A 16936-nucleotide genomic window follows, 5' to 3' on the forward strand; every position below is an offset into this window, starting at 1 on the left:
TATGGCTCAAAAAATCAACCCATATTCTTTAAGATTAGGCATTATCAAAAATTGGCAGAATCGCTGGTTTTTGAAGAAGAGCCTGAATTACTTATTGGAAGAAGATTATCTGATAAGAAAGGAAGTTTTGAAAATAGTCATCAAGGCTGGGATAGCCGGAATTGAAATTGAGCGGGCGGGAAATCTTTGTAAGATTTTTATCAAAGCGGCCCGGCCGGGATTGATTATCGGCAAAGGCGGCAAGGGAATAGAAGATCTAAAGAAAGTTGTTGAAAAAATAATCGCGGATTTTCGGCGCCGGAAAAAAATCAAAGAAATTCCGGAACTTAATCTTAATATTGAAGAATTAAAACGAACCGAGATTTCGGCCCAGGTAGAGGCCCAAGCCATCGCTTTTGATTTAGAAAGAAGGTTGCGTTTTCGAAGGGTGATGAAACAGCATTTAGACGCCATTATGCAGAATAGAACAGCTAAAGGAGCTAAAATACATTTGGCAGGCCGGCTGGATGGAGCGGAAATTGCCCGGAAAGAATGGTTGGAGGCCCGCGGCGGAAGAATGCCCTTGACTAATCTCAGGGCTGATATTGATTACGGCGAAGCCACGGCCTTCACTACTTTTGGAACCATCGGCGTCAAGACCTGGATTTATAAAGGAGAAATATTCGGCGGTAAGACGCCTAAAAATTAAACTTTTATCATGCTTGAACCAAAAAAAATAAAACATCGGAAGTGGCATAAAGGCCGCTCCAAAAAAAGATTAACGGAAAGCCGGGGCACGCGCTTGGCTTTCGGCAGTTTTGGATTGCAAGCCCTGACGCCGTATTGGGTGACCGGCCGCCAGATTGAAGCTGTCCGTAAAACCATTAGCCATTCCCTAAAAAGTCGTGGTAGAATTTGGATTAGGATTTTTCCCGACAAACCTATCACTAAAATGCCGCCGGAAGTTACTTTGGGCGGCGGGAAAGGCGAGGTTGATCATTATGTTTTTCCGGTTAAGCCCGGACGGATTATGTTTGAAGTTGATGGTGTGGAAGCGGCGGTGGCTTTGCACGCTCTTAAAATGGGAGGCCGAAAATTACCGTTAAAATCAAGAATTATCAGCAAATAAAATATGAAAAAGAAAATTTTTCAAGAAACAAAAAATAAATCAGCGGTTGAACTTCAGAAAGATTTAGTCGGACATCGGGAACGCTTAAGAGTTTTGAAATTTGACTTAGCGGCGGGAAAAGTGAAGAATATCAAAGAAATCCAGGGGGTTAAAAAGACGATTGCCCAGATTTTAACGATTTTAAAAATTAAATAATAATTTTATCATGACCAGAAAATTAAAAGGAAAAATAGTTTCCGATAAAATGCAAAAAACGCGGGTGGTAGCCGTGACGAGATTAACATTGCATCCGAAATATAAAAAATATTACAAAATAACCCGGCGGTTCAAAGCCCATGACGAAAATAACGAATATAAGGTCGGCGAAGAAGTCATTATGGAAGAGACAAGGCCGTTGAGCAAAGATAAAAGATGGCGGATTATTAGCAGAATAACCGCTAGCGGCTAGTCGTTAGTTACTAAATTTATGATTCAAGAACGAACAATATTAAAAACGGCTGATAATTCTGGAGCGAAGATAATTCGCTGTTTTCGGATTTTAGGCGGAACGGGGCGGCGTTATGCCCGAATCGGGGATATTATTATCGCGTCCGTGCAAACCGCCGAACCCAGAAAAGCTGTTAAAAAGAAGGAAATTGTAAGAGCGGTTGTTGTCAGACAGCGCCAGCCGTTGCGCCGGCCTGACGGTTCTTATGTTCGTTTTGATGAAAATGCCGCTGTTTTAATTGATGACAAAAATGAGCCCCGGGGAACGAGAGTTTTCGGCCCGATTCCTCAAGAATTGAAAGAAAAAGGTTTTGAAAAAATTATAACCATGGCTGAAGAAATTGTATAAATATGAAAATCAAAAAAAACGACACAGTTAAAATATTAACGGGCAAAGATCGCGGAAAAACCGGGAAAGTGATTAAGGTAAATTTAAAAACCCGGAAATTAATGGTTGAAGGACTTAATCTTTATAAAAAACACATGCGGCCAAAGAAGCAGGGCGAAAAAGGCGAAATCATTCAAATTAGCCGGCCGATGAATGTTTCCAATTTAATGATTGTCTGTCCTAATTGTAAATTGGCAGCCCGGGTCGGTTTTCGTTTTGAGAAAGATAATAAATTTAGATATTGTAAAAAATGCCAAAGCCGAATTTAATAAAAAATAACATAGAAAAAATTGTGGTGAATATCGGAGTGGGGAAACTGAGACAGCAGGGGCAATTTGAAGAAAAAATTCTTCCGGAAATTATCAGGGAGATGTCTTTAATTACGGGTCAAAAACCCCTTACCCGGCCCGCTAAAAAAGCTATTGCCGGTTTTAAAACCAGATTGGGCGATATTGTCGGTTTGAAAGTTACTCTTCGCGGCAAAAGAATGTTTGATTTTTTCACCCGTTTTGTTAATGTAGTGTTGCCTCGGATTAAAGATTTTCGGGGATTGGAGCTGGGAATCGTTGACGCTTCAGGCAATCTTTCGGTTGGCGTTGAAGACCAATTGGTCTTTCCGGAAATTGACGCTGATAGCACCAAAGTGGATTTTGGTTTGGAGATAACCATCGTCCCCAGAATTAAAATCCGGGAGAAAGCGATGGAATTATACAAAACATTGGGCGTTCCGCTGAAATATCAAAAATAAAATTATGGCAAAGAAATCAGTCATAGCGAGGTCGCAAAAACCTCCGAAATACAGCACCAGAGTCGTCAGACGCTGTTTTCGTTGCGGCCGGAAAAGAGGTTATATGGGAGATTTCAATCTTTGCCGGATATGTTTCAGAGAATTAGCAAGTCGGGGCGAAATTCCCGGAGTTAAAAAATCATCTTGGTAATATATGTATATTAATTTACTGATTAACATAAAAAATAATCAAGAAGCCGGAAAGAATTTTTTCAAAATTCCTTTCTCTAAAATGGACTTGGCAATTGCCGAGTTGCTTTTAAAGCAGGGTTATTTAAAAAGCGTTGAAGCCGAAGGAAAAGCGGTCAAGAAGGTGATTGAAATAACTCTTAAAGAAGGAAAGGCCGTCAAGGGAATTAAATTTGTCAGCAAGCCGTCAAGAAGAATGTATGCCGGTTATAAGGAAATCAGGTCGGTGAAAAGCGGCTACGGGATGGAAGTGATTTCCACTCCCAAAGGAATTATGAGCGATAAAGAAGCCCGGAAACAAAAATTAGGCGGCCAGTTGCTTTTTAAAATTTGGTAATTTTACGAAATACGAATATGTCTAAAATCGGCAAAAAAATAATCATTATCCCGGACGGCATAAAAACCGAAATTAAGGATAATAAAATCAGTTTTCAAAACGCTAAAAGCGAGATTATTGAGCTTGAGATTTTGCCCGGAGTTTCGGCTTCTCTCCAAGACAAAATTTTGTCTTTCACTATTGAAAACGAAAATCGGGAGAGCCGGACCAATTGGGGGACAGTGAGATCTTTGGCGAATAATGCCGTCATCGGCCTCTCTCAGGGATTTGTCAAAACCCTGGAGATTGAAGGTGTTGGGTATAAAGTTGAAAAAGACGGGGAAAATTTAGTGTTCAAGCTTGGATTTTCTCATCTCATTCGTTTATCTATACCAGCCGGGATTAAAGCCGAGATTTCCAAAAATATTATTAAAATTTCCGGAGTTGACAAAACTTTGGTAGGTAAAATTGCGGCTGAGATCAGAGATTTTAAAAAACCGGAGCCTTACAAAGGGAAAGGCATAAAATACCAGGGAGAAATTATTAAAAGAAAAACCGGCAAGAAAGTTGAAGCTACGACCGGAGGAGCGGGAGCCGCAAAAGCAAAATAAATATGAAAGAACAAATAAATAAAATCAGGGAAAGAAGAGAAAGGCGGGTGCGAGCCGGCATTCGCGGCACCGCGGAAAGGCCGCGGCTTAGCGTTTTCCGAAGCCATCGCTCTATTTATGCTCAATTAATTGATGATTCTGTCAGCCGGACTTTGGCCGCCGCCGCCAGCAAGGAGCTTAAAAAAACCGGAGATAAAAAAAATCAAGCCAAAGCTGTGGGAGAATTACTCGCCAAGAAAGCTAAAGAGATAGGAATAAAATCGGCGATTTTTGACAGAGGGGCATATCAATATCACGGTCGGGTGAAGGCCTTAGCCGAGGCCTTTAAAGAAAGCGGGCTGAAATTATAATTACAATAATATGATTCCACAAAAAAAATCAGAATTCACGGAAAAAGTTTTAGACATTGCTCGGGTTACCCGGGTGGTGGCCGGAGGCAAAAGATTTCGTTTTCGGGCGACTATGGTTATCGGCGATAAAAAAGGGAGAATCGGCGTTGGTTTGGGCAAGGGGCTGGATGTCGCTCAATCCGTGGAAAAGGCAAAACGTGACGCCTTAAAAAATTTAATGACCATAAAATTAAAAGATGGCCGTACCATTCCGTATGAAGTGGAAGCGAAATACAGCGCGGCTCGGGTTCGCTTGAAACCCGCCAAAGCCGGGCACGGCTTGATTGCCGGCGGCGCCTGCCGGGTAGTTTTGGAACTGGCGGGTGTCAAAGATATTTCGGCTAAGATTTTGGGCCGGACTTCCAATAAATTAACCAATGCCTTAGCGACTATTGAAGCGTTAAAACAAATTTAAAATTAATTTCGCATTTTACGTTATAAATTTTTACTATGCAATTACATCAAATACAACCGAGACATAAAAATGAAAATAAGAAACGGATTGCCCGCGGCGGAAAACGTGGCACTTATTCCGGCCGGGGACAAAAAGGACAGTCATCACGCGCCGGCGCCAAATTCCTTCCGGCCGAACGAGTTTTGATAATCAGAATCCCAAAACGGCGGGGATTCAAGAATAAACCTTTGGCCCCAAAACCTATTATTTTGAAATTAAATGATTTGGAGAAAAAATTTGATAATAATCAAACAATTAATATAAAAGTTTTATTGGAAAAAGGTTTTATTAAAAATGAGAACCAGCGGGTGAAAATTCTGGACGGGGGAGAAGTCAAAAAAACTTTTGAAATTGAGGGTTTGGAAGTATCAGTAAAAGCCGCGGAGAAAATAAAATCCGCCGGCGGTAAAATTAAATAAACTCAACTAGAGTTAGTTCCCTAATGGAATAAAGTGCTGTAAAATACGGAATAAGACATGAACAAATTTCTTCAGCTATTTAAAATCAAAGACCTGCGCAACAAAATCTTAATGGTGGTTTTTTTGCTTCTGGTTTTCAGATTGATGGCGGCGATTCCCATTCCTGGCGTTGACCCTGGAAAATTGCGGGAATTTTTTGCCTCCAACCAACTATTCGGCCTTATGAACATATTTTCGGGCGGCGCTTTGTCCAGTTTATCTATTATGATGTTGGGCGTGGGGCCGTACATCACTGCGACCATTATTCTTCAGTTGTTGATGATAATTTTTCCGCGGCTCAAAGAAGTTTATTACGAAGAAGGAACGGCCGGCCGGGCCAAATTTAATCGATATTCACGTTATCTGACCGTGCCTTTAGCCGCTGTCAGCGCTTACGGATTTTTAAATTTATTGAAAGCCCAGCAGGTAATCACTGCCTTGACCCCGTTCAATCTCTTGATGAACGTTATCGTGATAACAGCCGGCTCTATCCTCTTGATGTGGATAGGCGAGCTAATCAGCGAATACAAAATCGGCAATGGCGTTTCTTTGATTATTTTTGCCGGAATTGTCAGCGGTTTGCCGGCCGGCCTTCGTTCCATACTTTTCTCTTTTAATGCGGCGGCTCTACCCTCTTATGTGATTTTTGCGATTTTGGCCGTAGTAGTTATTGCCGGGGTGACTTTTATTAATGAAGGAGAAAGAAAAATTCCGGTTTCTTATGCCAAACGCGTGCGGGGAACAAAACTTTACGGCGGAGCGGCGAGTTATCTGCCTTTAAAAGCCAATCAAGCCGGCGTTATCCCGATTATCTTCGCTATTTCGGTTTTGCTTTTTCCGCAGTTTATCGCCCAGGCCGTTTCCATTTTTTCAGTGGACCTTTCTTTAAAATTAAATTCCTTGGTCACGAATTTTCTCAACAATACCTGGACTTACAGCATAATATATTTTCTTTTGGTTGTAGTTTTCACCTATTTTTACACCGCCATTACTTTTGATCCCAAAGAAATCGCCAAAAATCTTCAGCAGAACGGCGGCTTTATTCCGGGTTTACGGCCTGGTTTGCCGACAAGCGATTTCATCGCCAAAATCGTTACCCGGATTACTCTTTTCGGCTCATTATTCTTGGGGCTGATAGCTGTTCTTCCTAATATCACGAGGATTGCGATGGGTGTTTCGGCTATGACTATCGGAGGAACGGCTTTGCTGATTGTGGTGGCAGTGGCTTTGGAAACAATGAAACAAATAGATTCTCAATTGGTAACCCGAGAATATGAAGGAATCTTTTAGCGGCAATAAGGCAATTATCCTTTACGGACCCCCTGGTTCGGGGAAGGGAACGCTGGCAAATCTTTTATCTAAAAATTTCGGTTTTGTTAATTTTGACACCGGTCAGCATTTAAGAGAGATGCTTTACGACCCTAAGTTTCAAAAAAACAAAACGATTCAAAAAGAAAAATTATTGAATCAATCGGGCAAGCTTAACACTCCGTCTTTCGTTCTGAAATTAGTTTCAGCGGCGACAAAAAAAATAGCGTCAGTGGATTGTAGTGTTATTTTCACAGGTTCTCCGAGAACTATTTTTGAAGCTTTTGGCGACAAAAAAAATAATGGCTTGATGGGGGTTTTGGAAAAACTTTATGGCCGGAAGAATATTTTTATTTTTGAATTAAGGGTAAGTCCTGAAATTTCAATAAAAAGAAATTCGCATCGGGTAATTTGCGCCATTTGCGGCCAGCCGTCTTTATTTTTATATACGGGTAAAACTCCTTGCTGCGCTGTTTGCGCCGGGCCTTTTGAAAAAAGAATAGATGACAATCCCGAGATTTTTGAAACCCGCTTGGCGGAATATCAAAATAGAACCCAGCCTATTTTTGGAAGATTAAAAGAAAAGGATTATAAAATATTTTCTTTAGACGGCGCACCCGCGCCTTATATAGTTTTTGAGAAAATAGTTTCCAAGCTTAAGCTTTAAAATGATTAAATTAAAAACCGGGCGCGATATTGAAATGATTGCCGAATCGGGCCGGATTCTGGCTGAAGTTCTGGAAAAAATTTCCCGGGAAGCCAGGGTCGGCGTTGCTCTTGATTCTTTGGAAAATTCGGCCAGGCGTTTAATCAAAACAGCCGGCGCTAAGCCGGCTTTCCTGGGCTATCGTCCGTCAAGCAGCGATAAGCCGTTTCCGGCGGCGCTTTGCCTATCCTTAAACGAACAGGTGGTCCACGGCTTACCGTCGCCTTATAAATTGCGTTCCGGCGATTTGCTGAAAATTGATTTGGGGGTGGATTATAAGGGCTATATCAGCGATGCCGCGGTTAGTTTGGGGATCGGGAAGATTTCGCTGGTTGCTCAAAAATTAATTGAAGCCGTCAAAAAATCGCTGGAAGCCGCCGTTAACGAAGCCCGGCCGGGGAAATATCTGGGCGACTTGGGATATGTTATTGAAACAATTATTAAAAAATCCGGTTTCAGCGTCATTAAAGGATTGACCGGACACGGCGTTGGTTTTAAACTTCATGAAGATCCGACCATTTTTAATTACGGAAATAAAGGCGAAGGATTGGCCTTAAAATCGGGCATGGTTTTGGCGATTGAGCCGATGGCTTGCCTTGGCAAAGAGAGGATAGTCCAGAGGTCAGATGACAGTTTCGCCACCGCTGACGGCAGTTTAACGGCTCATTTTGAGCATACGGTAGCGATTACGGAAAACGGCCCGCGGATTCTAACGCTTTGACCAAATTCCTAAAATATGCTATTATTATAGGTATGAAAGCTCTTTAAAATAACCAGTAAATTTTAGAAAGGAGGTGATATGAGATGTTTTCAGACGAAGTGGTATTCGGTACTGACTTGGACGGAGTTGTCAGTTTGCTGCCTTTTAACCTGAAACCGGCTAAGCTGAATTCGGCCAACGAAAGAAGTCTTTACCGCTTGCAGGAATCTTGGATTATGCAAAGAGGTTTTAACTTCTTGATTCGCAAGCCGAACCTGGAAATAAAAAATCTGATGGACGAGCTGCGGCTGAAGGGAATCCGGTTGGTGATTATTTCAGCTTCCAATGTTAGTTACCGGGAAGAACTGAAGATATGGCTGAAGTTTCATAATTTTTCTGTTGACGATCTGATACTGAAAGAAAGTTTTTACGAAGAAGGCGTTGATTACAAAGCAAGGGTTGTTCCGGGCATTTGCAATTTCTATATTGACGATAAAGAAGAAATAGTCCGGGCTATCAATAACGCCAGCAACGGAAAATGCCGAGCCATTCTCTACCAGCCAGGCCAGACAAGCAAAGATTTGCTCAAAGAACTCCTTCCGGTTTTTGTTTGAAACCGTTCCGATATTCATCGGAACGGTTTTTTCTTTAAGATTTTATTTTGTGCGGATTGTGATTGGGGCAGATTTTATTACTGCATCGTTCCGGGATTGTTTTCGTGCCTTCCATCATAAGCGAACCGCAATCTTTGCAGATATTTCCCGTGGGTTTGGTTTTCATAATATATTTGCAGTTCGGATATTCCGAACAGCCGTAAAATATCCCAAACCGGCCTCGCTTCTCAACCAGAACTCCTTTTTTACAGATAGGGCAGGTTACATTGGTTCTTTTCGCCGCCTCGGCGGCTTCGTCTTTTTTAATATAACGGCATTTCGGATATCTGTTGCAGGATATGAATTTGCCGAATTTTCCCTCGCGTTCAATGAGTTTGCCTTCTTTACATTTCGGACAGGCCTCTCCGGTTTCTTTGGGCGGTTCCATCGCTTTGCCGTCAATTGTGCGGGCGCCGGCGCAATCGGGGAATCGCGAACAACTCAAGAATTTTCCCTTGCGGCCAAGCTTAATGACCATATTGCCGCCGCATTCCGGGCAGACAATGCTTTTATCCGCTTCGCCCAGGGTGGTTATTTTTTCGGCGCTACTTTTTTCTTTAACCTGTTCCGAAAAGGGTTTATAAAAATCGCCCAGTGTTTTTGCGTATTCTCTTTTCCCTGCCGCGATTTCGTCAAGCTCATCTTCCATTTTAGCCGTGAAAGAGTCGGCAATGATGTTGCCGAAATTTTTTTCCAGAAAGTCGCTGACAACTTCGCCGGTGTCGGTAGGGTGAAGTGTTTTTTGAATTTTTTCCACGTAGCCGCGGTCCTGGATTGTTTTGATGATTGTCGCGTAAGTGCTTGGTCTGCCGATGCCGCGTTTTTCCAGTTCCTTGACCAATCCGGCCTCGGTATATCTTGACAACGGCATGGTTTCTTTTTTCTCTGATTCAATTTTTTCCAGAGCCAGAGCATCACCTTCGTTGGTTTTGGGGAGTTCTATTTCTTTGCCGCTTGCTTCCGGGTCAACCGCGAGCCAGCCGTCAAAGAGCGTCCGCGAACCGGTCACGGTAAAGTCGGGGATATCTTTGCTTTTTATATTGGCGGAAATTTTTGTTTTCAGTATTTTTGAGTCGCTCATTTGGGAAGCCACGGCCCGTTTCCAGATTAATTTATAAAGTTTTTCTTCTTCCTCGGTATTACCGGCTGATTCCACGGAAAAATTGCTTGGCCGGACGGCTTCGTGCGCTTCCTGGGCATTTTTGCTTTGGGTTTTATAAACCCTGTTTTCCAGATAATTTTTCCCCAGTTTTTTTAATATGGTTTTTGATATTTCTTCAATCGCTTTTGTCGCCATATTCAAACTGTCGGTTCGCATATAAGTGATATGTCCCGCTTCGTAAAGTCTTTGAGCAAAATACATTGTTCGTGACGGCGAGAAGCCCAGCCGGGAGCTCGCGGTTTGCTGTAAAGTGGATGTGATAAACGGCGGCAAAGGCGAGCGTTTGGTTTCTTTTTCTTCAACGCCGATTACAGACCAGCCTTCTTTTTTTCCTTTTTCAAGAATTTCATTTACATCTTTTTCACTGCGCGGTTCCTTAGAACACACCAGCGAGAGCGTTTCTTTTTTATCGTTTTTAAAGTCAGCCGTTATAGTCCAATAATTTTCCGGCTTAAACGCGCGGATTTCCCGCTCGCGCTCCATAATAATGCGGAGGGCGGGGGATTGGACGCGGCCGGCCGAAAGCCCGTATCTGACTTTTTTCCAGATAAGGCCGCTTAAATCGTAGCCGACCAGCCGGTCTAAGACCCGGCGGGCTTCCTGCGCTTTTCTTAAATTTTCATCAATTTTCCGCGGATGTTGCAGCGCTTCTTCCACTGCTTCTTGCGTGATTTCATGAAAAGATATTCTTTTTATTTTTTTTCCTTTAAGGCCTAAGGCCTCGGCGATGTGCCAGGCGATGGCTTCGCCTTCGCGGTCAGGGTCGGTTGCGAGGATAACTTCGTCTGATTTGTCGGCAAGTTTTTTAAGTTCGGAAACAATTCCTTCTTTCCCTTTAATGATTTCATAGCGGGGTTTAAATTCGTGCTCAATATCAATCGCTTTTTTGTTGTTTTTCGGCAAATCGCGGATGTGCCCGACCGAAGATTTCACGGTGTAATTTTTGCCGAGATATTTTGAGATGGTTTTTGTTTTGGTCGGGGACTCAACGATGACTAAATTCATATTATTTTAAATTATACCGTCCTAAATTTTCTTTGATTATACCTTTAATAACTAAGAAAGCGATGGTTTTATTAACGACTTGCGAGTCCAGTTTAGTTAATTCAATAATTTTGTCAATAGAAAGTGATTTTTTATTTTTCGGAAATATTTTTAAAATCAATTCTTCTTCGGGGCTGAAATTTTCTTTTGAGGTTATCGGTTTGATATTTAAATCGTCTAAAATATCTTTAGCGGAAATAGCCAAGCGCGCTCCTTCCCGGATTAACCGGTGCGAACCGGCATAATTATAATGATTGGCCGGGCCGGGCACTATAAAAACTTCCCGGTTTTGCTCCAGAGCCAGCCGGGCGGTTACTAATGAACCGGAGCGTTCCGGGGCTTCCACTACGATGGTCGCCAGGCATAAGCCACTGACAATCCGATTGCGAGCTAAAAAGTTGGAAGGAAAAGCGGGTTCATCGGGGGCATATTCGGAAATTATCGCTCCGTCCAATTCTAAAATTTTTTCAGCCAGATTTTTGTTCTGGCTGGGATAAATTTTATTCAAGCCATTGCCTAAAACCGCCAGAGTTTTCCCCTTAGCCGCCACCACGCCTTCATGAGCCGCGGTGTCAATTCCCATCGCCAAGCCGCTGACGATAACGCAGCCGGCCTCGCTTAACTCTCTGGCTAAGGTTCTGGCGATTAAACAGCCGTTTGGCGTGGCCTTGCGGGTGCCGACAATGGCGAGGTGAGGGAGTTTTTCGTTTGACAGATTTCCTAAGATATATAAGTTCGCCGGCGGGTCCGAAATTTGTTTTAAAAGAAAAGGATAGCTGGAATCCTTTGAAGTTATTTTTCTAATTTTTTTATTGTTCAAATTGGATTATTTTGTTATTATAAGAGCAATGACTAATTTTAAGCAAGAATTGATGAAAAAATTGTCATTTGTTTTATTGATATTAATAATACCAGTTACGGGTCTGGTTTTTTTGGGTACAGACATCGGGCACCGAGCTGAAACGACCAAGACACAGCGGCAAAGCTTAGCGGATCACTCTGAAAGCTTGTCGCTCTATGCGAAGTTGCAAAGCCAATCTGTTGAAGCTGAACCCTATATCAGTGTTTTACAGAATGTGCTTCCAATCAGAGACCGTCTTCTTGATTTTCAAAAAGAGATGGAACGGTTGGCGACTCAATCGGGAGTGGGTTTCGGATTTAATTTTATGGCAGAGACGCCATCAACCGCCACTGCGGCGGGCCGGATGGGATTTACTATGGTCAGTCAGGGCTCAATTTCCAAAATTTTTAACTTTATTAAATTAATGGAAAACAGCCGGTTCTTGGTGAGTTTCAGTAATTTTGATTTCACCGGTTCAACGGCAAATATCAACGGTGAAGTTTTATTCCATTAAACTTATAAATTATGCCGAAAACAAAACAAGTAAAATCCAACCAGGAATTGACTTTTTTGATAGTAGCGGTTTTAATGTTAATTATCCTTATTACTGTCATATCTTGGAATTTGGGTTTTCTGGCTAAAAATTTGAATATGGCCTTGAATCCCAATGTTTTGAAAGAGCCAACGGTTGACCAATTTAACATTGATGGGTTCAAAGCATTGGGCCTGACAAAATCTTTATAGCAGTAATTTTGGCGTGGGGGTGTGTAGTTCAGTGGTAGAACGCTGTCCTGATAAGACAGAGGTCGGAGGTTCGATCCCTCCCACACCCACTGGAAGAGTTCATTAATAATTCAGTTAAAAAGGAGGAAAGGATGAAACGGATTAGAGCTTATTTTTACGCGGGAATAATTTTAGTTTTGCCTTTGGGGTTATTGCTGTTTATTTTATCCTGTTTGGTAAAGATTTTTAAAAATATTTCTTCGGCAATCGGTTTAAAGACGGTCATTTTCAGCTTGGTAGCAAAATTGCCGTTGCCTTCGTTTTTATTGGCAACCGGAGAATGGTTAGAATGGTTGTTGATTGCCGTTAGTATCGCGGCAATTCTGATATTTTTGGGATGGTTCAGTTCAAAAATAGGGAAAAGAATAATTGAGTTTTTAGAAAGGGCGATTAAAAAAATTCCGCTGATTGGCTCTCTCTATTTTACTTTTAGAGAAACGGCGAAACTCACTCTTAAAGAAAAAAAGGCCTTTAGGGAGGTAGTCAAGGTGCAAGTTATTGAGGGAATCCAGAGTATCGGGTTTGTGGTCCAGAGAAAGGATACAAAGGTAGTTGTTTTTATTCCTTTTGTTCCAAATCCCTTAACTGGCATCACGATTATTGTTGATAGTAGTCTGGTTATTCCTACAGGTTTAAGCGTTGAAGAAGGAATGAGATGGATGATCAGTTTTGGCGCCTCTCCTGATTTATTATCCTGATATATCAAGCGAATCCCGCCAGTTCATGATGGACTGGTGGGATTTTTTATTTTAAAATTATATCTATGATTCTTTTCGCCCACGTTGTTTTCGCCGATGCCGTCAGTTCCGCGGGAAATTTTCCTTGGCCGATGGCTTTTTTGTTCGGTTTAATATCCCATCATTTGTTGGATTTCATTCCTCATCTTGACGCCGGTTGTGTCTGGCCGGAAAAAGACAGAGATGCCGGCACAATGCCCAAAGCAGTTGTAATTTTTATTGCCGCTGACGCTTTATTGACATTGGGGTTTTTAATTTGGTGCGCTTTTTTTCTGAAAATAAATTGGGCTATTTTGTTCTGGGCGAGTTTTGGCGCGGCTTTGCCGGATTTAATCGTCACCGGCTTTCCTTTTTTCATTCCTAAAATTAAATCTTGGCCATGGGTGAAAAAATATGAAAAATTCCACTATAGCCTTTTTGACCACTTAGGCATTTCCACTAATTGGATTTTTGGCATTTTTAGCACTATATTGATAATCGGAGTTTCTTTTTGGTTGTTGCTGAAATAAACAGGGGCCCGTAGTTCAGTGGTAGAACGCCTCATTTGCAATGAGGAGATCAGCGGTTCGATCCCGCTCGGGTCCACAGGAACAAAGATTATTTCTTCCCAATTTTATGCTGTGGATAACTTGCTTTGGACTTTCTATTTACTTTCTAGTATACTGAAGCTGATAGTGAAAAGTTAATCCACACATTATGCTTACTAAACGCCAAAAACAAATTCTCGATTTTATTACCGACTATCAAAAACGAAAAAGGTATGCCCCCACTCTTGAAGATATATGCAAAAAATTTAAACTTGCATCGGTTTCAACGGCTCATTTTCATATTTCCAAACTTCGTGATTTGGGATATTTAACGAAGGAAGAAAACAAGCCTCGTTCCATCTCTGTTTCGAAACACGAGCAAATGGTTAAAATCCCTCTTTTGGGGACCATTGCCGCCGGACAACCAATTGAAGCAATCCAAAACAAAGAAATGATTGCGGTTCCCAAAAGTATGCTTCCACGTTCGTCGGAAGTATACGCGCTCCGCGTTGTTGGAAATAGTATGATTGACGAGAATATCAACGACGGCGATATCGTTTTAGTAAGACAACAAGAAACAGCGGAGAATGGGCAAAAGGTCGTGGCGCTTATTGATAACCACGAAGCAACGCTCAAAAAGTATTATCAAGAGCGAGGACATATTCGCCTACAACCAGCTAATAAAAATATGGAGCCGATCATATTGCGAAATGGTCGGGATATTTCCATACAAGGAATAGTGCTTGATGTGATCAGAGATGCTGGCACAGCTACTCTTAAGAAAGAACAAGTGAAAATGTATTCCGATACAAAACTATTAAAAAATACGCTTATATCTAAACCATATTATGAAAAACCAAAATTCAAACTTTACCAAGCAAACTGCTTGGACATTCTTGCCAAACTTTCTGAAAATTCTGTTGATATGATTTTTGCCGATCCCCCCTATAATCTTTCAAACGGAGGCATTACCGTTCACGCTGGACGAATGGTTAGCGTCAATAAAGGAGATTGGGACAAGAGCAAGGGATTCAAAGATGATTACGATTTTCATTACAAATGGATAGATGCCTGTCGGAGAGTTTTAAAACCCCATGGTACACTTTGGGTTAGTGGCACTTACCATTCAATTTATCAATGCGGTTATGCTTTGCAGTCACTTGGATACCAAATTCTAAACGATGTCGCTTGGTTCAAACCAAACGCATCGCCGAATTTAAGTTGCCGATATTTTACGGCAAGCCATGAAACTTTACTTTGGGCGAGAAAGGATAAAAAGGCAAAACATATTTTCAATTATGCTTTAATGAAAAATGGCAACTGGCCGGAAGATCAGCTAAAAAAACCAGGGCTTCAAATGCGTTCGGTTTGGGCGATGGGAACACCGAAAACAATTGAAAAAAGATTTGGAAAACATCCTACGCAAAAACCGGAAGATTTACTAAAACGAATCGTGCTTGCCTCAACTAACAAGGGCGATTTAGTTGTTGATCCATTCACTGGAAGTTCAACAACTGGAATTGCCGCCTATCTTTTGGGACGGCACTTTATCGGTGTTGATACTGAACCAAAGTATTTGGATGTATCAATAAAGCGATTTGAGGAATTGGATCGCAATCTAAAAAATAAATACAAAAAAGTATGAAAACAAAAGGAATAGGCGGAGGCAATACGATAACAGGGCTCAACTTTGAGAAAGAACGCGATATCTTGGCAATTCTTAAGAAAGCGAAAGATTATTCCGTAAAAGGCAATGTCATTTACTATCAAGGAAAAGAAGTAGCTAGAAGTTATCGCAAGCAAGGTTTATATAAATTCTTAACAGGGGAGGGCGTTGATTGGCGAAAACTTATTTCAAAGCGTCTTTTACCGGACGAAGCCTTGTATGTGATTGCGAATAACACTCTTTTTATTATTGAGATGAAATTTCAAAAAGTCGCGGGTTCGGTTGATGAAAAGTTACAAACCTGCGATTTTAAGAAGAAGCAGTACCGCAAACTTATGGCACCGCTGAATATTGAGGTTGAATATATCTATATTCTCAATGATTGGTTTAAAAATCCATCATACAAGGATACTCTTGATTATGTTATTTCGGTCGGGTGCCAATACTATTTCAACTATCTCCCTCTTAAAAAATTAGGATTGCCGGTATAAAGTTTTCTAAACTATTATGAAATTTAATCAAGAATGGGATTTTATAACTACCGAAGTCCACGGCGAAAAACCAAGCAAAACAAACCTGTCCAAAAGAGAAATATTATTTGCTCTGCAAATTCTGCTAACCAAAATTGGGCGAACAACCGAAATAAGCAAAATGCATTTTTTAAGAGAAAATTATTTCAGCTTAAAAGAGGCATACTTTCTCGCATAGAACCAAAGGACTTTGGCGATAAAGAAACATATCCTCAATTTCAATTATGGTATGTTTAGCAAAAAAGATTTTTGAAACTAGAGAACAAGTAGTGTAAAATTAACCCCAAAGGCATACTTCAATTAAAATAATCCAATTGGAGATAACATTTATGGCAATCTTAATTATCTATATAGCAATTTCTCTGGCGATGGGTGTGAATATAGAAAAATCGATAAATTCCTCAAATTATAAACGTCCATTAGCGGTGAGAATCGGCTTATATATTACAGCGATAATGCTACTTATACTTTTAGCCAAAATACTGAAAATAAATTTATGAATACAAGGGGAATAATTAAAGATTTTTTAATAAAATATAAATAGGTTAAATATATTTAAAATTATGAACATTCAAGTGATATTTACTCTGGCCGTGGTAATTATTTTAATAGTAGCAGCTCTTTACTTTAAGCCACTAAGAAAAGCGATAGGTTTATTGCTTGTCATTTTAGGTACGCTTGTGAGCTTGACGGTTATTGGTTTAGTCTTAGGTATACCAACGATAATTATTGGTGGTCTTTTATTATTTATTTAATGAATAAAATTAAAGAATATAAGTGGATTATTTTAATAACACTTCTAATTTTAGGGTTTAGTTTTTATTGGTTTTCGTGGAGACCAAGTGAAATCCGCAAAGATTGTTTTCAAAAAGAGTATAGCTATGTTTACTACCCAACATCTGAAAGCAACCGGCTTGTAGGAAATGCATTGGACTTTAATTACGAGTATCTAAAATGTGTTCGTTTTTTCGGGTTACCAAATTAATTATGGATTTTTGTCATTTTAATTGTCAATTTAGAGGAGAGGTAAAAAAAATTAATAACCATTTTTATATTTTAAAAAATAGGTATGCTTTGCCACCGCTGACTAAAA

Annotated in this window: 26 protein-coding genes, 2 tRNA genes and 1 pseudogene; 27 read left to right on the plus strand and 2 right to left on the minus strand. The window is 40.8% G+C overall.

What is annotated here, in order from left to right; all coding sequences use genetic code 11:
* Position 1: 1 nt before the first annotated feature.
* The 17 genes from rpsC (at position 2) to Q8N22_02945 (ending at position 8514) form a co-directional block, all read left to right on the plus strand.
* Complete coding sequence (rpsC, locus tag Q8N22_02865; GenBank protein MDP3052868.1) at positions 2-688, plus strand: 30S ribosomal protein S3; 687 nt, start codon at positions 2-4, stop codon at positions 686-688.
* A 9-nt stretch (positions 689-697) separates the two neighbouring features.
* Complete coding sequence (gene rplP / locus Q8N22_02870) at positions 698-1108, plus strand: 50S ribosomal protein L16 (protein MDP3052869.1); 411 nt, start codon at positions 698-700, stop codon at positions 1106-1108.
* 3 nt (positions 1109-1111) lie between these two features.
* Positions 1112-1303 (plus strand): 50S ribosomal protein L29, encoded by a 192-nt coding sequence (gene rpmC / locus Q8N22_02875; GenBank protein ID MDP3052870.1) that lies wholly within the window; start codon positions 1112-1114, stop codon positions 1301-1303.
* Between the two features lie 10 nt (positions 1304-1313).
* A complete protein-coding gene (gene rpsQ, locus Q8N22_02880; protein MDP3052871.1) occupies positions 1314-1556 on the plus strand; it encodes a 30S ribosomal protein S17 in 243 nt (80 codons plus the stop codon).
* 18 nt (positions 1557-1574) lie between these two features.
* Positions 1575-1943, plus strand: coding sequence for a 50S ribosomal protein L14 (gene rplN, locus Q8N22_02885; GenBank protein ID MDP3052872.1), 369 nt, complete (start codon positions 1575-1577; stop codon positions 1941-1943).
* 2 nt (positions 1944-1945) lie between these two features.
* The gene (rplX, locus tag Q8N22_02890) at positions 1946-2251 is read left to right on the plus strand and encodes a 50S ribosomal protein L24 (GenBank protein MDP3052873.1); all 306 of its coding nucleotides are present in this window, start codon (positions 1946-1948) and stop codon (positions 2249-2251) included.
* Positions 2233-2730, plus strand: a complete 498-nt coding sequence (gene rplE, locus Q8N22_02895; GenBank protein MDP3052874.1) for a 50S ribosomal protein L5 — start codon at positions 2233-2235, stop codon at positions 2728-2730. The genes rplX and rplE overlap by 19 nt, the downstream gene beginning before the upstream one ends.
* 4 nt (positions 2731-2734) lie before the next feature.
* Complete coding sequence (locus tag Q8N22_02900) at positions 2735-2920, plus strand: type Z 30S ribosomal protein S14 (GenBank protein MDP3052875.1); 186 nt, start codon at positions 2735-2737, stop codon at positions 2918-2920.
* Positions 2921-2923: 3 nt separating this feature from the next.
* Entirely contained in the window at positions 2924-3295 is a 372-nt protein-coding gene (rpsH, locus tag Q8N22_02905; protein ID MDP3052876.1) for a 30S ribosomal protein S8, read from the plus strand.
* Positions 3296-3312: 17 nt separating this feature from the next.
* The gene (gene rplF / locus Q8N22_02910) at positions 3313-3885 is read left to right on the plus strand and encodes a 50S ribosomal protein L6 (GenBank protein MDP3052877.1); all 573 of its coding nucleotides are present in this window, start codon (positions 3313-3315) and stop codon (positions 3883-3885) included.
* Positions 3886-3887: 2 nt separating this feature from the next.
* Entirely contained in the window at positions 3888-4235 is a 348-nt protein-coding gene (gene rplR, locus Q8N22_02915) for a 50S ribosomal protein L18 (protein ID MDP3052878.1), read from the plus strand.
* A 10-nt stretch (positions 4236-4245) separates the two neighbouring features.
* Positions 4246-4689, plus strand: coding sequence for a 30S ribosomal protein S5 (locus tag Q8N22_02920; protein ID MDP3052879.1), 444 nt, complete (start codon positions 4246-4248; stop codon positions 4687-4689).
* Between the two features lie 35 nt (positions 4690-4724).
* Positions 4725-5147: a 50S ribosomal protein L15 gene (gene rplO, locus Q8N22_02925; protein MDP3052880.1), complete on the plus strand. Its 423-nt coding sequence runs from the start codon at positions 4725-4727 to the stop codon at positions 5145-5147.
* A 57-nt stretch (positions 5148-5204) separates the two neighbouring features.
* Positions 5205-6476, plus strand: a complete 1272-nt coding sequence (gene secY, locus Q8N22_02930; protein MDP3052881.1) for a preprotein translocase subunit SecY — start codon at positions 5205-5207, stop codon at positions 6474-6476.
* Entirely contained in the window at positions 6460-7161 is a 702-nt protein-coding gene (locus Q8N22_02935; protein MDP3052882.1) for a nucleoside monophosphate kinase, read from the plus strand. The genes secY and Q8N22_02935 overlap by 17 nt, the downstream gene beginning before the upstream one ends.
* Before the next feature lies 1 nt (position 7162).
* Entirely contained in the window at positions 7163-7921 is a 759-nt protein-coding gene (gene map, locus Q8N22_02940) for a type I methionyl aminopeptidase (protein ID MDP3052883.1), read from the plus strand.
* An 83-nt stretch (positions 7922-8004) separates the two neighbouring features.
* Positions 8005-8514, plus strand: coding sequence for a hypothetical protein (locus tag Q8N22_02945; protein MDP3052884.1), 510 nt, complete (start codon positions 8005-8007; stop codon positions 8512-8514).
* 34 nt (positions 8515-8548) lie between these two features.
* Here the strand turns inward: Q8N22_02945 and topA are convergent, their stop codons facing one another.
* Both topA and dprA read right to left on the minus strand, forming a co-directional pair.
* Entirely contained in the window at positions 8549-10720 is a 2172-nt protein-coding gene (gene topA / locus Q8N22_02950) for a type I DNA topoisomerase (protein MDP3052885.1), read from the minus strand.
* A 1-nt stretch (position 10721) separates the two neighbouring features.
* Positions 10722-11579: a DNA-processing protein DprA gene (dprA, locus tag Q8N22_02955; protein MDP3052886.1), complete on the minus strand. Its 858-nt coding sequence runs from the start codon at positions 11577-11579 to the stop codon at positions 10722-10724.
* Between the two features lie 28 nt (positions 11580-11607).
* Here dprA and Q8N22_02960 point away from each other — a divergent pair, with 28 nt between their 5' ends.
* The 10 genes and pseudogenes from Q8N22_02960 to Q8N22_03005 all read left to right on the plus strand — a co-directional run bounded on the left by Q8N22_02960 (position 11608) and on the right by Q8N22_03005 (position 16598).
* Complete coding sequence (locus tag Q8N22_02960) at positions 11608-12114, plus strand: hypothetical protein (GenBank protein ID MDP3052887.1); 507 nt, start codon at positions 11608-11610, stop codon at positions 12112-12114.
* A gap of 11 nt (positions 12115-12125) precedes the next feature.
* Positions 12126-12344, plus strand: coding sequence for a hypothetical protein (locus Q8N22_02965; protein MDP3052888.1), 219 nt, complete (start codon positions 12126-12128; stop codon positions 12342-12344).
* A 17-nt stretch (positions 12345-12361) separates the two neighbouring features.
* Positions 12362-12433: transfer RNA gene (locus Q8N22_02970), tRNA-Ile, on the plus strand.
* A 42-nt stretch (positions 12434-12475) separates the two neighbouring features.
* Positions 12476-13081, plus strand: coding sequence for a DUF502 domain-containing protein (locus tag Q8N22_02975; protein ID MDP3052889.1), 606 nt, complete (start codon positions 12476-12478; stop codon positions 13079-13081).
* Positions 13082-13146: 65 nt separating this feature from the next.
* Positions 13147-13629 (plus strand): hypothetical protein, encoded by a 483-nt coding sequence (locus Q8N22_02980; protein ID MDP3052890.1) that lies wholly within the window; start codon positions 13147-13149, stop codon positions 13627-13629.
* Between the two features lie 4 nt (positions 13630-13633).
* Positions 13634-13705: transfer RNA gene (locus Q8N22_02985), tRNA-Ala, on the plus strand.
* Positions 13706-13816: 111 nt separating this feature from the next.
* Positions 13817-14395, plus strand: a pseudogene (gene lexA / locus Q8N22_02990) (transcriptional repressor LexA).
* A 177-nt stretch (positions 14396-14572) separates the two neighbouring features.
* The gene (locus Q8N22_02995) at positions 14573-15292 is read left to right on the plus strand and encodes a site-specific DNA-methyltransferase (protein ID MDP3052891.1); all 720 of its coding nucleotides are present in this window, start codon (positions 14573-14575) and stop codon (positions 15290-15292) included.
* Entirely contained in the window at positions 15289-15804 is a 516-nt protein-coding gene (locus Q8N22_03000; GenBank protein MDP3052892.1) for a hypothetical protein, read from the plus strand. Before Q8N22_02995 ends, Q8N22_03000 begins: the two co-directional genes overlap by 4 nt.
* A gap of 602 nt (positions 15805-16406) precedes the next feature.
* On the plus strand, positions 16407-16598 hold the full coding sequence (locus Q8N22_03005) for a hypothetical protein (protein MDP3052893.1): 192 nt from the start codon (positions 16407-16409) through the stop codon (positions 16596-16598).
* The last annotated feature ends 338 nt before the right edge of the window (positions 16599-16936 follow it).

The sequence above is a fragment of the bacterium genome (genome assembly GCA_030693325.1).
GTDB lineage: Bacteria > Patescibacteriota > Minisyncoccia > UBA6257 > MFKM01 > MFKM01.